This is a genomic window from Streptomyces sp. NPDC043176 (genome assembly GCF_056436715.1).
Genome location: NZ_JBWKCA010000038.1, coordinates 13557 through 26572, shown reverse-complemented (window position 1 = coordinate 26572; position 13016 = coordinate 13557). Strand labels below are relative to the sequence as shown.

The window sequence follows — 13016 nt, the reverse complement described above, 5'->3', positions numbered from 1 at the left end:
GCCGCCGGGCAGGCCCTCGCCCCCGTGGCGCCGGTCCGTTCGCCTATGGTGCACAGAGGACCCGGGCCACGCGAGCCGGGCCCGGTACGAGGCCCCAGGAGGACCCGGGTGGAGCAGAGCGCAGCGCGCGAGCGGGCGACGGACCGACCGTCCCCGCCCTTCGGCGACGCCGCACGGGTACCCGAACAGGGCCGGTCGGGAGGGTCCGCGCACCCCGCGGGCACGGCGGGCGGCCCGACCGCGGAAAGCACCCGCGAGGGGTACGGCGGCCCCGCGGAAAGCACCCGCCAGGGCTACGGCGGCGCCCCCGCGGCGATGGACGCCGGTGCGGGGGGCGCTCGCGGTCCCGCGGGCAAGGACGCCGACGACGGTCACGGCGCTCGTGGTCCCGTGGCGAAGGCCACCCGCGAGGGGTACGGCGCTCGTGGCCCCGCGTACGTCCCCGGTCCCGCCCGGGCGGGTGACGGGCCGGTCGTCCGGGGCGAGCACACCCACGGCGAGCCGGCGCCCCGCGCGCCCCGGGAGGTGCGGCGGCACTCCGTGCGCGGCCAGATCCTCGACGCCCTCCGCACCGCGCTCGTCGGCGGCGAGCTCGTGCCCGGCGAGGTGTACTCCGCGCCCGCCCTCGGCGAGCGCTTCGGCGTCTCCGCGACGCCGGTGCGCGAGGCCATGCAGCGGCTGGCCGTCGAGGGCGCCGTCGAGGTCGTGCCGAACCGCGGCTTCCGCGTCGTCGAGCGGACCCCGCGCGAGCTCGCCGAGCTCGCCGAGGTGCGGGCCCTCATCGAGGTCCCCGTCATGCTGCGGCTCGCCCGCACCGTCCCGGCCGCCCGCTGGGCCGAGCTCCGGCCGCTCGCCGAGGCGACCGCGGCCGCCGCCGCCCGGGGCGACCGCGCCCACTACGCCGAGACGGACCGCGCCTTCCACCGCGCCGTCCTCTCCCTCGCCGGCAACACCCAGCTCCTCGCCGTCGCCGACGACCTCCACCGTCGCTCCCAGTGGCCCCTGATCAGCGCTCCCGCCCTCCGCCACGGCGACCTCGTCGCCGACGCCGCCGAGCACACCGCGCTCCTCGACGCCCTGATCGCCCGGGACCTGACCGTCGTCCAGTCCCTGGTACGGGAGCACTTCGCCGGGTCGGAGGCCTGAGGCCCGGCCCCGTCGGACCGACCGGCCCGACGGGCTCGATCGACAAGGCACCCCCGGCTCCCGGGGCGACTAGAGTCGGAGGCGTCAGCCGCCCGCACCGTCGTGCCCGTGAGGTGCCCCATGACGTCGTCCGTGACCCCGTCCTCGGCATGGGACGGACGCCGGCCCGTCACCGGCACGGAAACGGAGGCCGCGGCCCTGCTCGGCTGGCTGACCGACCCGGAGGCGCCGCGGCTCTGCGTGGTCACCGGGGCGGCGGGCAGCGGGAAGACGGCCCTGCTCGGCTGGTTCGCCGCCTACGGCCCGCGGGCCGGGCGACCGCGCCGGAGAACCGGCCGGGTGCTGGTGCCCCTGGCCGGGCAGAGCGTGCTCGGCGCGGCGTGGACGATCGCCGACCGGCTCGGCGTGGTGGCGAAGTCGCCCGGCGACCTCGTGCACGCGCTGGCCACCAGTGAGGCGCGGCCCGCGGGACGGGCCGTCCTGCTCCTGACGGACCTGCACGAGGCGGCCGAGCCGGCCGAACTCACCCGGCTGATCGGAGAGCTCGCCGGCGTGGGACGGATCCGCCTGGTGGTCGAGGCCAGGAGCGGCAGCCCGGCCCCGGCGGCGCTCCGCGCCGAGCGCCGGGTGACCCTCGTCGACCTGGAGGGCGACCCCGAACCCGGCGGATCCGCCCCCGCGGCACCCGCGGCACGGCCGCTGCCGGACCTCTCCGACCCGGTCGCGGTCTGCGCCGCCGACCCGCTGCTCGTCACCACCGCGTACGTCACCGGCGCCGCGGCCGCCGGTCTGGCCGACACCCTCGACGGCCCCGAGGCCCCCGCCCGCCCCGGCGGGGGCGCGGCGGACGACCACGGCGGGCTGCGCGCCGCATGGATGCGGGCCGGACAGTCCCTCTGTCGTGAACAGGCCCCGGCGGAAAGGGCGTTGGTGCTGCTCGCCGCACTCGGCGACGGAGCGGACCCCCGGCTGCGCCCCACCCTCGCCGCGCTCGCGGAAGGCGCGCCCTGGCGGCTCCGGTGGGCCCGTCACCAGGGCGATCTGACCCCGCCCTGGCCGGGTCCGGTCACCGTCCTCGGCTCGGCCGGCGGCCCGCTGGAGGGGACGCTGCTCGTCGGCGACCGCACCGGGGCCGTACGGCTGCTCCACGAGGCGGACGCGAGCCCGGCCGGGCGCCTCGCGCACACCGTCCCCGGCCGGGTCACCGCGCTCGCGCCCGCGCCCGACGGCACGGTGCTGCTGCTCGACGACCGGGGCCGGCTGCACACCGTGCGCGGCACCGCGCCACGGGCCCCCTATCTGGAGCGCCTCACCGAGGCCGTCTCGGCGACCCTGGCCCGGCACCCGGGAACGGCCCTCGCTGCGATAGCGGGCTCGGTGGTGGTGGGGGACCGGCTCGGTTCCGTCCACGCCTTCGGCCTGACCGGCCTGCACCAGGCGGCCTCGCACAGCGGCCGGGTCACCGCGGTGTCCGCGGTGGACTCCGAGACCCCGTTCGTCTGCTCCGGCGGTGCGGACGGCACCGTGAGGCTCTGGACACCGGGCCGCGAGCCGCGTCCCGAACCCCTCGCCGAGCGCCCCTCCCCGGTCGTCTCCCTGCACGCGACGCAGACCCCGCACGGACCCCTGGTCGCCGCGGCCTGGGCCGACGGCCTCGTCGAGCTCCACCGCCCCGAGGGCGGCCCGCGGCTCTCCTTCCGTCCGGGCCCCCCGGTCCGCGCGGTCGCCGTCACGGGGGCGGGCTCCCTCGTCGTCGGAACCGACGAGAGCCTCGTCTGCCTCGTCCCCGACTCTCGCGGCATCGTGGGAAGTTGAGAGGAGGTCCCGCGCGCGGGACCTCCTCCGTGGCCGGCGGCCCCGTGCCGTACGGGACCTCAGGTGGCGGTGCGGGGTGTCAGCTGGGCCGACAGCCAGGTGGGCACCCCGTCGAGCAGGTGGAAGAGGCGGCGCGCCTCCGCCCGCAGCCGGCCGGCCTCCGGCTCCGTCTCGGTGTCGGCGAGAGCGGTGAGCGCGGGGGCGGTGCCGACCAGGTAGCCGAGCTCCTCGCGGATCCGCAGCGACTCGGCGAAACCGTGCCGCGCCTCCGCCAACTCCCCGTCACGTAAGGCGAGTCCGGCGAGGTGACGCCAGGTCGACGACAGCAGCAGCGCGTCCCCCCGGGCCGCCGCCCCGGCGTGCGCCCTGCGGTACGCGGCGCGGGCCGCCTCCGGGGAGTCGCCGAGGTTCTGCGCGACGAGCCCGCGCCGGAAGTCGAGCAACGGCCGGCCCTCCGCGTCGGGGGCGATCAGCGCCGCCGCCCGGCCCAGCGCCATCCGTGCCTCGTCGGCCCGGTCGCGTACGCCCAACAGCGTGGAGGCGTAGGCGAGATAGCCGCGTTCGCAGGCCGCGGCGCCGCGTTCCTCGTCGGTGCGGGCGACGGCCTCGGCGGCCCGCAGCGCCTCCTCGGCGTCGGCCCAGCCCTGTTCGGTGTAGAGGCAGCGCTCGATGAGCAGCGCGGCCCGTTGGAGTGCGGCGGCCGGTTCGGTCGCGTGCGGCGCGAGCAGCGCGGCCGCGTCCGTCCAGCACCCGCGGGAGCGGAGCCGCCATATGGCGGTCTCCACGGGCGTCTCCTTGCCGTAGGCGAGGGACGGATCTTCGCCACCCCTTGATTCGGAACCAGACATGGCGGTATCCGCCACATTGCCCTCCCCGAGCGCGCCGTCGAGCTGTTGAGTAGACCCGCATCTCAGCACATGGGCAGCACCTGGCCAAGGGGTCAGGTGAAAGAATTCACAAGAGTCCCGGCAGTGCGCTCACCGCCGTCCCGGCCACGGCCGACAGGCCGTCAGATCGCCGCGGGGCCCGGGACCAGGCCACCCGACGGCCCGTCGGCGGCTGCGGCCGACGGGCCCCCACCAGCGCGGACGTCACTCCTTCGGACTCCATCGAAAGGGTGAATCCGTGCGGAGTGGATCAGCTCATCCGCAGGGCCAGGAAGAAGTCGAGCTTGTCCTCCAGACGGGAGAGGTCGCGGCCGGTGAGCTGCTCGATGCGGCCCACCCGGTAGCGCAGCGTGTTCACGTGCAGGTGCAGCCGCGTCGCACAGCGCGTCCAGGAGCCGTCGCAGTCCAGGAAGGCCTCCAGGGTCGGGATCAGCTCCGCGCGGTGGCGCCGGTCGTAGTCGCGCAGCGGGTCGAGCAGCCGGGCCGTGAAGGCGCGGCGGACGTCGTCTGGGACGAACGGCAGCAGCAGCACGTGCGAGGCCAGCTCGTGGTGGCCCGCGGCGCAGACCCGGCCCGGGCGGGCCGCGGCGACCCGGCGGGCGTGCCGGGCCTCCTCCAGGGCCCCGCGGAGGCCCTCCGCCGAGTGCACGGCCGCGCTGACGCCGAGCGTGAGCCGCCCGTCGTCCGAGAGACCGGCCGAGAGCGGGGCCCGTACGGCCGCCAGCAGCGCGTCCGCGTGCAGGCCGAGGGCGGTCGCCGGGCCCTCGTCCTCGCTGTCCGGGAACGGGCCCGCGGCCAGCGGGACCAGGGCGATGGCCTCGTCGCCGCTGTGCGCGACGGCGATCCGGTCGGCGGACTCGGCGCCGACGGTCGCCGGGTCGACGAGGATCTCCTCCAGGAGCGCCTGGGCGACCGGCCCGCCGTCCACGGCGGGGCCCTGTCCGGCGTCCTGGTCCCACTTCACGCGGGCGACGACGACCTGCCAGTGCGGCGCCGTGCCGAGGCCGGGCAGCAGCACCGGCGCGGCGACCCTGAGGCGGGCCGCGATCTCGGCGGGCGCGGCGCCCGTCTGGACCAGTTCCAGGACCTCCTGGGCCAGCCTGCGCCGCACCGTGCGGGCCGCGTCGCGCCGGTCCCGCTCGACCGCGATCAGCTGGGTGACGCCCTGGAGCAGGTCCAGCCGGGCGGCCGGCCAGTCCCCGGCGTCCGCCTCGACGGCGAGCAGCCAGTCCGACAGGACCGTCTCGCGCACGTCCCGGGAGGCCGGGGCGGCGCCGCGGCCGGTGTTGCGGATCGGGAAGAGCGAGTACGTCGCCCCGGCGGTGCTCAGCCGGTGCGGGCCGCGCCGGCCCGTGCGGGTGGCGGCCAGGTGCTCCCCGGCCAGGGTCGCCGCGAGACCGGGCTCCAGGGGCTCGCCGGCCCCCGCGATCTGGCGGCCGGTGGGGGACAGGACCCAGGCCCGCAGATCCAGGTCGGAGCCGAGGAGGTCCAGGACCACCTCGGGGCCGCCGCCCGCCGGCCCCGAGGTCATCAGCCGCCGGTGCCGGTCCACGACGGCCGCCAGGTCACCGGCCCGCTCGCCGGAGACCTGTCGAACAACGTGCTCGGTGATCGTCGCGAACGCAACGGACTCGTTGACCGCGAAGAGCGGCAGCCGGTGGCGTGAACACGCCTCCACGAGATCGTCCGGGATGTCGCCCAGCTCGGCCTCGCCGGCCGCCAGGGCGGCGACCCCCGCGGAGGCCAGGATCCGGACGAAGGGCTCGGCGTCGGACGGGTCGGCCCGCCAGGCGAGGCCGGTGAGGACCAGCTCGCCGCCCGAGAGGTACCGGCTGGGGTCCTTGAGGTCCGTCGTCATCACGCCGCGGACGGTCCGGTCCAGCTCGTCCTCGCCGCCGAGCAGGCGCAGCCCCAGCGCGTCGTTCTCCAGCAGTGCGCGCAGCCGCATCGTGTCGCCGCCGTTCCTTCGTTGGGTGAGGGTGGGTGTCGCGTTGTCGACGGTGGCGTGGTGCCACCGTTTCCAGGGGAAAACAGCGAGGTTCCTGTTCCTCGCCTTTCGTTCGAATCTACAAGACGACCAAGGGCGCCAGCCAACTCCTTCATGTTTTCGGTGACTGCACCCGGGCGAACGTGGGCTTGTGTACTAGGCCACACACCGCGTGAACAGCACATGAACACGATGTCGAGGGCCGGCCGTCCCCCCGGGCCCCACCGCTCGACCCCCGATCCATCACTAGAAGAGAGCCACCATGGACTTCCTTCGCCCCGCCAGCTGGGAGGAGGCGCTCGCCGCCAAGGCCGAGCACCCCACGGCCGTGCCGATCGCAGGCGGCACCGACGTCATGGTCGAGATCAACTTCGACCACCGGCGGCCCGAGTACCTCCTGGACCTGAACCGTATCGAGCTGCTGCGCGACTGGGAGGTCGGCGAGGAGAACGTCCGGCTCGGCGCCTCCGTTCCGTACACCACGATCATGGAGAACCTGCGGACCGAGCTGCCGGGCCTGGCGCTCGCCTCCCACACGGTCGCCTCTCCGCAGATCCGCAACCGCGGCGGCGTCGGGGGCAACCTCGGCACCGCCTCGCCCGCCGGCGACGCCCACCCGGCCCTGCTCGCCGCGGGCGCCGAGGTCGAGGTCGAGTCCGTGCGCGGCAGCCGGTTCATCCCGATCGACGCGTTCTACACCGGCGTGAAGCGCAACGCGCTCGCCCCCGACGAACTCATCAAGACCGTCCACGTCAAGAAGGCGGACGGCCCCCAGCAGTACTCCAAGGTCGGCACCCGCAACGCGATGGTCATCGCCGTCTGCGCCTTCGGCCTGGCCCTGCACCCCGAGACCCGTACCGTCCGCACCGGCATCGGCTCCGCCGCGCCGACCCCGATCCGCGCCAAGGAGGCCGAGGCCTTCCTGAACGCGGCTCTGGAGGAGGGCGGCTTCTGGGACAACGGCAAGATCATCACCCCGTCGATCGCGAAGCAGTTCGCCGACCTCTGCTCGGGCGCCGCCAACCCGATCGACGACGTCCGAGGCACCGCCAAGTACCGCCGCCACGCCGTCGGAATCATGGCCCGCCGCCAGCTCGGCTGGACCTGGGAGCAGTACCGGGGCACCGGCCGCACGCTTGAGGGAGCTGCATAACCATGCGCGTCAATTTCACGGTCAACGGTCGTCCGCAGGAAGCCGACGACGTCTGGGAGGGCGAGTCCCTCCTCTACGTCCTGCGGGAGCGCCTGGGTCTGCCCGGCTCCAAGAACGCCTGCGAGCAGGGCGAGTGTGGTTCCTGCACGGTCCGCCTCGACGGCGTGCCGGTCTGTTCCTGTCTCGTCGCGGCCGGTCAGGTCGAGGGCCGCGAGGTCGTCACCGTCGAGGGTCTCGCCGACTTCGCCAAGGAGCGCGCGGAGCACGCCGGTTGCGCCTCCGGCGCCTGCGGCACCTCGCTCGACGCCGCCAAGAAGTGGGAGGCCAAGCCCGGTCAGGACTCCCAGACCGGCGAGGGCGTCGAACTGTCCCCGATCCAGCAGGCGTTCATCGACGCCGGCGCCGTGCAGTGCGGCTTCTGCACCCCCGGACTGCTGGTCGCCGCCGACGAGATGCTGGAGCGCAACCCGTCCCCGACGGACGCGGACATCCGCGAGGCACTCTCCGGCAACCTCTGCCGCTGCACCGGTTACGAGAAGATCCTCGACGCGGTCCGCCTCGCGGCCGCCCGTCAGGGAGAGGCGGTCTGATCATGGCTGGCACCACCACGGGCATCCCCCGCGACGTCACCCAGAACCACGTCAAGGGCGGCATCGGCGAGTCCACCCTCCGCCCCGACGGCACCCTGAAGGTCACCGGCGAGTTCGCCTACTCCTCGGACATGTGGCACGAGGACATGCTGTGGGGGCAGGTCCTGCGGTCCACCGTCGCGCACGCCGAGATCGTGTCCATCGACACCGCCGAGGCCCTCGCGATGGACGGCGTCTACGCCGTCATGACGCACGAGGACCTGCCGGCCGCGAAGAACTACGGCATGGAGTTCCAGGACACCCCGGTCCTCGCCTACGGCAAGGTCCGCCACCACGGCGAGCCGGTCGTCCTCGTCGCCGCCGACCACCCGGAGACCGCCCGCCGCGCCGCCGCCAAGGTCGTCATCGAGTACCGGGAGCTCCCGGTCATCACGGACGAGGCCTCGGCCACCGCCCCGGACGCGATCCTGGTCCACGAGGACCGCGACGACCACCACTCCGGTCACGTCCCGCACCCCAACATCGTGCACCGCCAGCCGATCATCCGCGGCAACGCCGACGAGGCCGCCAAGCGCGCCGACGTCATCGTCAAGGGCGAGTACACCTTCGGCATGCAGGACCAGGCCTTCCTCGGCCCCGAGTCCGGCCTCGCCGTACCGGCCGAGGACGGCGGCGTCGACCTGTACGTCGCCACCCAGTGGCTGCACTCGGACCTCAAGCAGATCGCGCCCTGCCTCGGCCTGCCCGAGGAGAAGATCCGGATGACGATGGCCGGCGTCGGCGGCGCCTTCGGCGGCCGCGAGGACATCTCGATGCAGATCCTCGCCTCGCTGCTCGCCCTGCGCACCGGCAAGCCGGTCAAGATGGTCTACAACCGGTACGAGTCCTTCTTCGGGCACGTCCACCGTCACCCGGCGAAGCTCTACTACGAGCACGGCGCCACCAAGGACGGCAAGCTCACGCACATGAAGTGCAAGATCGTGCTCGACGGCGGCGCCTACGCGTCGTCCACGGCGTCGGTCGTCGGCAACGCCTCCTCCCTCTCGGTCGGCCCGTACGTCATCGACGACGTGGAGATCGAGGCGATCGGCCTCTACACCAACAACCCGCCCTGCGGCGCCATGCGCGGCTTCGGCGCGGTCCAGGCCTGCTTCGCCTACGAGGCCCAGATGGACAAGCTCGCCGCCAAGCTGGACATGGACCCGGTGGAGCTGCGCCGGCTCAACGCCATGGAGCAGGGCACGATCATGCCGACCGGCCAGGTCGTGGACTCGCCGGCCCCGGTCGCCGAGCTGCTGCGCATGGTCAAGGCCCGCCCGATGCCGCCGGAGCGCCAGTGGGAGACCGCCGGCGAGGGCGCGGACGTCCGCGCGCTGCCGGGCGGCCTGTCCAACACCACGCACGGCGAGGGCGTGGTCCGGGGCGTCGGCTACGCGGTCGGCATCAAGAACGTCGGCTTCTCCGAGGGCTTCGACGACTACTCGACCGCCAAGATCCGCCTCGAGGTCATCAACGGCGAGCCGGTCGCGCTGGTCCACACCGCCATGGCGGAGGTCGGCCAGGGCGGTGTCACCATCCACGCGCAGATCGCCCGCACCGAGCTCGGCGTCCAGCAGGTCACCATCCACCCCGCCGACACGCAGGTGGGCTCGGCCGGTTCGACCTCCGCGGGCCGCCAGACGTACATGACCGGCGGCGCCATCAAGAACTCCTGCGAGATCGTCCGCGAGAAGGTCCTGGAGATCGGCCGGCGCAAGTTCGGTTCGTACCACCCGGCGTGGGCCAACGCCGAACTCCTCCTGGAGGGCGGCAAGGTCGTCACCGACAACGGCGAGGCCCTCGCCAGCATCGCGGACGTCCTGGAGGACCAGGCCGTGGAGGTCGAGGAGGAGTGGCGGCACCGCCCCACCCAGGCCTTCGACCTCGTCACCGGGCAGGGCAACGGCCACGTCCAGTACGCCTTCGCCGCGCACCGCGCGGTGGTGGAGGTCGACACCGAGCTCGGCCTGGTCAAGGTCATCGAGCTGGCCTGTGCCCAGGACGTCGGCAAGGCGGTCAACCCGCTCTCCGTGGTCGGCCAGATCCAGGGTGGCACCACCCAGGGCCTGGGCGTCGCGGTGATGGAGGAGATCATCGTCGACCCGAAGACCGCGAAGGTGCGCAACCCCTCCTTCACGGACTACCTGATCCCGACGATCCTCGACACGCCGACCATCCCGGTCGAGTACCTCGAACTGGCCGACCCCAACGCGCCGTACGGCGTCCGGGGCATCGGCGAGGCCCCGACCCTGTCGTCCACCCCGGCCGTCCTCGCGGCGATCCGGGCGGCGACGGGCCTGGAGCTCAACAAGACGCCGGTCCGCCCCGAGGCGCTCACCGGCACTCTGTAGGACTCTCCGGGCGGTGTGTGCCTCCCAGGAACGTCACACTTCCCCGCCCGCACCGCCCGGAGTACCCCCCCCGGCACCACCCGCTCCACCCGCTCCACCCGCAGTACCGATTCACTCCGTTCGTCTCGGGCCGTCCCCCGGGTCGTGCAGCCCACGCAGCATCCCAAATCCCGCAGCTTCAACCAGATCAGAATCCTTCGAAGTCTGATGCGGGTGCCCCTTTGAACCTTGGGAGTAGGCCCCATGACCCAGTCGTCTGTGGAGCCCAAGACCGCATCGGAGGACGCGGGCTCCGGCTCCAACGTCCCCGCCGGCCGTTCTTGGCTCGACCGGTACTTTCACATCTCGGAGAGAGGATCCACCGTCGCGACGGAGATCCGCGGCGGCGTCACCACCTTCATGGCGATGGCGTACATTCTCCTGCTCAACCCGATCCTCCTCGGTGGCCCCGACGTCGAGAAGAACGTCCTCGCCTCCTCCGCCGTCATCACGGCGACCGCCTTCGCGGCTGCCGTGACCACCCTGCTGATGGGCTTCGTCGGCAAGGTGCCGCTCGTCCTCGCGGCGGGGCTCAGCGTCTCCGGTGTGCTCGCCACCCAGGTCGTGCCCCAGATGACGTGGCCGCAGGCCATGGCGATGTGCGTCGTCTACGGTCTGGTGATCTGCCTCCTGGTGGTCACCGGTCTCCGCGAGATGATCATGAACGCCATCCCGCTGCCGCTCAAGCACGGCATCACCATCGGCATCGGCCTCTTCATCGCCCTGATCGGCTTCAACAAGGCCGGCTTCGTCGGCGCCGGTCCGCAGTTCGGCCCGCCCGTCACCATGGGCTCCGGCGGTGAGCTCATCGGCTGGCCCGTCCTGATCTTCGCGGTCACCCTGCTCGCGATCTTCGCCCTCCAGGCCCGCAAGGTCCCCGGCGCGATCCTCATCGGCATCGTCGGCGGCACGATCGTCTCGCTGATCGTCAACGCGGTCGCGGACATCCCCGCCAAGGGTCCGGGCGCCTGGGCCAACGGAGCCCCCGAGCTCAAGGGCAGCGCGGTCTCCAGCCCCGACTTCTCGCTCATGGGCGACGTCGACTTCGGCGGCTGGGGCGACGTCGGCTACATCACCGTCGGCGTCATCGTCTTCACCCTCGTCCTCGCCGGCTTCTTCGACGCGATGGCCACCATCATCGGCGTCGGCACCGAGGCCAACCTCGCCGACGACAAGGGCCGGATGCCCGGCCTGTCCAAGGCGCTGTTCATCGACGGCGCGGGCGGCGCGATCGGCGGCGTCTCCGGCGCCTCCGGCCAGACCGTGTTCGTGGAGTCCGCCACCGGCGTCGGCGAGGGAGCCCGTACCGGCTTCTCCTCGGTGATCACCGGCCTGTTCTTCGCGGCCTGCCTCTTCTTCACCCCGATCACCCAGATCGTGCCCCGCGAGGTCGGCTCCGCCGCCCTGGTCGTCATCGGCGCGATGATGATGATGAACGCGAAGCACGTGAACTGGGGCGACAGCTCCGTCGCGATCCCGGTCTTCCTGACCGTCGTGCTGATGCCGTTCACCTACAGCATCACCCCGGGCGTCGCGGCCGGCGTCATCGCCTACACCGTCATCAAGGTGGCGCAGGGCAAGGCGCGCGAGGTCGGTGCGTTCATGTGGTGCCTGACCGCGATATTCATCGTGTTCTTCGCCCTTCACCCGATCGAGGGCTGGCTGGGCGTCAGCTGACGCCCGACCGTCGTCCTCCACACACAGCCAAGGAGACCGAAATGCTGGACATCGCCGAAGAGCTGCACCGGTGGGTCGAGCAGGGACGCGCCTTCGCCGTCGCCACCGTGGTGGCGGTCGGCGGCAGCGCGCCCCGGCAGCCGGGTGCGGCCCTCGCCGTCGACGGCGAGGGCACGGCGATCGGCTCGGTCTCCGGTGGGTGTGTGGAGGGCGCGGTCTACGACCTCTGCGTCCAGGCCCTGGAAGACGGCAAGACCGTCGTCGAGCGGTTCGGATACAGCGACGAGGACGCCTTCGCGGTGGGCCTGACCTGCGGCGGCATCATCGACATCCTCGTCACCCCGGTCCGCGGCGGGGTCTTCCCCGCCGCGCTCGCGGCCGCCGCCACGGGGGAGGCGGCGGCCCTGGCCCGCATCGTCGACGGGCCCGACGAGTTGAAGGGCACGGCCCTCCTGGTCCGGCCCGACGGCTCGTACGAGGGGAGGCTCGGCGGCCACCCCGAGCTGGACCGCACCGCGGCGGGCGAGGCCCGCGCGATGCTCGACGCGGGTCGCACCGGCACCGTGGAGATCGGCGAGGACGGCAGCCGCTGCGGACAGCCGCTGACCCTGCTGGTCGAGTCGTCCGTCCCCGCCCCCCGCATGATCGTCTTCGGCGCCATCGACTTCGCCGCCGCCCTCGTCCGGGTCGGCAAGTTCCTCGGCTACCGCGTCACCGTCTGTGACGCGCGGCCCGTCTTCGCGACGCCGGCCCGCTTCCCCGAGGCCGACGAGATCGTCGTCGAATGGCCCCACCGCTACCTGGAGTCGACGGAGGTCGACGGCCGCACGGTCCTCTGCGTGCTCACCCACGACGCCAAGTTCGACGTGCCCCTCCTCCAGGCCGCCCTCAGGCTTCCCGTCGCGTACATCGGCGCGATGGGCTCGCGCCGCACCCACGAGGACCGCAACGAGCGGCTCCGCGAGGTCGGCGTCACCGAGATCGAACTCGCCAGGCTGCGCTCGCCGATAGGTCTCGACCTCGGCGCCCGTACGCCGGAGGAGACCGCCCTCTCGATCGGCGCCGAGATCGTCGCCAACCGCCGTGGCGGCAGCGGCCGTTCCCTCACCGGCGCCCACACCCCGATCCACCACGACGGCCCCCGCGAGCCGGACGGCCGGATAGGCTCCGTCGCCTGATCCCGGCCGGCGCTCCGGGTCGTGACGCGAAGGCGCCGGCCGGTACTCGGCAACGGCGGGGCGGGGCCGCAACCCGCGCCCGTAGCCGGCGCTTTTGTCCCGCGCTTCGGACGAGCAGCACACGGCGTCTCACCGATCGGCACCGAGCCGCTGC

9 protein-coding genes are annotated in these 13016 nt (G+C 73.5%); 7 read left to right on the top strand and 2 right to left on the bottom strand.

What is annotated here, in order from left to right:
• The first annotated feature begins 315 nt into the window (after nucleotides 1–315).
• Together AC067A_RS35630 and AC067A_RS35625 are read left to right on the top strand one after the other, a co-directional pair.
• Complete coding sequence (locus tag AC067A_RS35630) at nucleotides 316–1146, top strand: GntR family transcriptional regulator (RefSeq protein ID WP_479247522.1); 831 nt, start codon at nucleotides 316–318, stop codon at nucleotides 1144–1146.
• 120 nt (nucleotides 1147–1266) lie between these two features.
• On the top strand, nucleotides 1267–2961 hold the full coding sequence (locus AC067A_RS35625) for a WD40 repeat domain-containing protein (RefSeq protein ID WP_479247498.1): 1695 nt from the start codon (nucleotides 1267–1269) through the stop codon (nucleotides 2959–2961).
• Between the two features lie 59 nt (nucleotides 2962–3020).
• Here AC067A_RS35625 and AC067A_RS35620 read toward each other — a convergent pair whose 3' ends face one another.
• On the bottom strand, nucleotides 3021–3809 hold the full coding sequence (locus AC067A_RS35620; protein WP_479247497.1) for a hypothetical protein: 789 nt from the start codon (nucleotides 3807–3809) through the stop codon (nucleotides 3021–3023).
• Nucleotides 3810–4098: 289 nt separating this feature from the next.
• On the bottom strand, nucleotides 4099–5796 hold the full coding sequence (locus AC067A_RS35615) for a PucR family transcriptional regulator (RefSeq protein ID WP_479247495.1): 1698 nt from the start codon (nucleotides 5794–5796) through the stop codon (nucleotides 4099–4101).
• 301 nt (nucleotides 5797–6097) lie between these two features.
• Between AC067A_RS35615 and AC067A_RS35610 the strand changes: the two genes are divergently transcribed.
• From AC067A_RS35610 to AC067A_RS35590, 5 genes are all read left to right on the top strand, one after another.
• The gene (locus AC067A_RS35610; RefSeq protein WP_479247493.1) at nucleotides 6098–6988 is read left to right on the top strand and encodes an FAD binding domain-containing protein; all 891 of its coding nucleotides are present in this window, start codon (nucleotides 6098–6100) and stop codon (nucleotides 6986–6988) included.
• Between the two features lie 2 nt (nucleotides 6989–6990).
• A complete protein-coding gene (locus tag AC067A_RS35605; protein ID WP_017238277.1) occupies nucleotides 6991–7578 on the top strand; it encodes a (2Fe-2S)-binding protein in 588 nt (195 codons plus the stop codon).
• Nucleotides 7579–7580: 2 nt separating this feature from the next.
• Nucleotides 7581–9968: a xanthine dehydrogenase family protein molybdopterin-binding subunit gene (locus AC067A_RS35600; RefSeq protein ID WP_479247491.1), complete on the top strand. Its 2388-nt coding sequence runs from the start codon at nucleotides 7581–7583 to the stop codon at nucleotides 9966–9968.
• Nucleotides 9969–10211: 243 nt separating this feature from the next.
• Nucleotides 10212–11684, top strand: coding sequence for an NCS2 family permease (locus AC067A_RS35595; RefSeq protein ID WP_479247489.1), 1473 nt, complete (start codon nucleotides 10212–10214; stop codon nucleotides 11682–11684).
• Between the two features lie 41 nt (nucleotides 11685–11725).
• Entirely contained in the window at nucleotides 11726–12862 is a 1137-nt protein-coding gene (locus AC067A_RS35590) for an XdhC family protein (protein WP_479247487.1), read from the top strand.
• The last annotated feature ends 154 nt before the right edge of the window (nucleotides 12863–13016 follow it).

What these genes read in the sequence shown, in the direction of transcription:
- AC067A_RS35595 (WP_479247489.1), top strand. Translation starts at nt 10,212, where the DNA reads ATGACCCAGTCGTCTGTGGAGCCCAAGACCGCATCGGAGGACGCGGGC.
- AC067A_RS35615 (WP_479247495.1), bottom strand. Translation starts at nt 5,796, where the DNA reads ATGCGGCTGCGCGCACTGCTGGAGAACGACGCGCTGGGGCTGCGCCTG.
- AC067A_RS35620 (WP_479247497.1), bottom strand. Translation starts at nt 3,809, where the DNA reads ATGTCTGGTTCCGAATCAAGGGGTGGCGAAGATCCGTCCCTCGCCTAC.
- AC067A_RS35625 (WP_479247498.1), top strand. Translation starts at nt 1,267, where the DNA reads ATGACGTCGTCCGTGACCCCGTCCTCGGCATGGGACGGACGCCGGCCC.
- AC067A_RS35600 (WP_479247491.1), top strand. Translation starts at nt 7,581, where the DNA reads ATGGCTGGCACCACCACGGGCATCCCCCGCGACGTCACCCAGAACCAC.
- AC067A_RS35630 (WP_479247522.1), top strand. Translation starts at nt 316, where the DNA reads ATGGACGCCGGTGCGGGGGGCGCTCGCGGTCCCGCGGGCAAGGACGCC.
- AC067A_RS35610 (WP_479247493.1), top strand. Translation starts at nt 6,098, where the DNA reads ATGGACTTCCTTCGCCCCGCCAGCTGGGAGGAGGCGCTCGCCGCCAAG.
- AC067A_RS35590 (WP_479247487.1), top strand. Translation starts at nt 11,726, where the DNA reads ATGCTGGACATCGCCGAAGAGCTGCACCGGTGGGTCGAGCAGGGACGC.
- AC067A_RS35605 (WP_017238277.1), top strand. Translation starts at nt 6,991, where the DNA reads ATGCGCGTCAATTTCACGGTCAACGGTCGTCCGCAGGAAGCCGACGAC.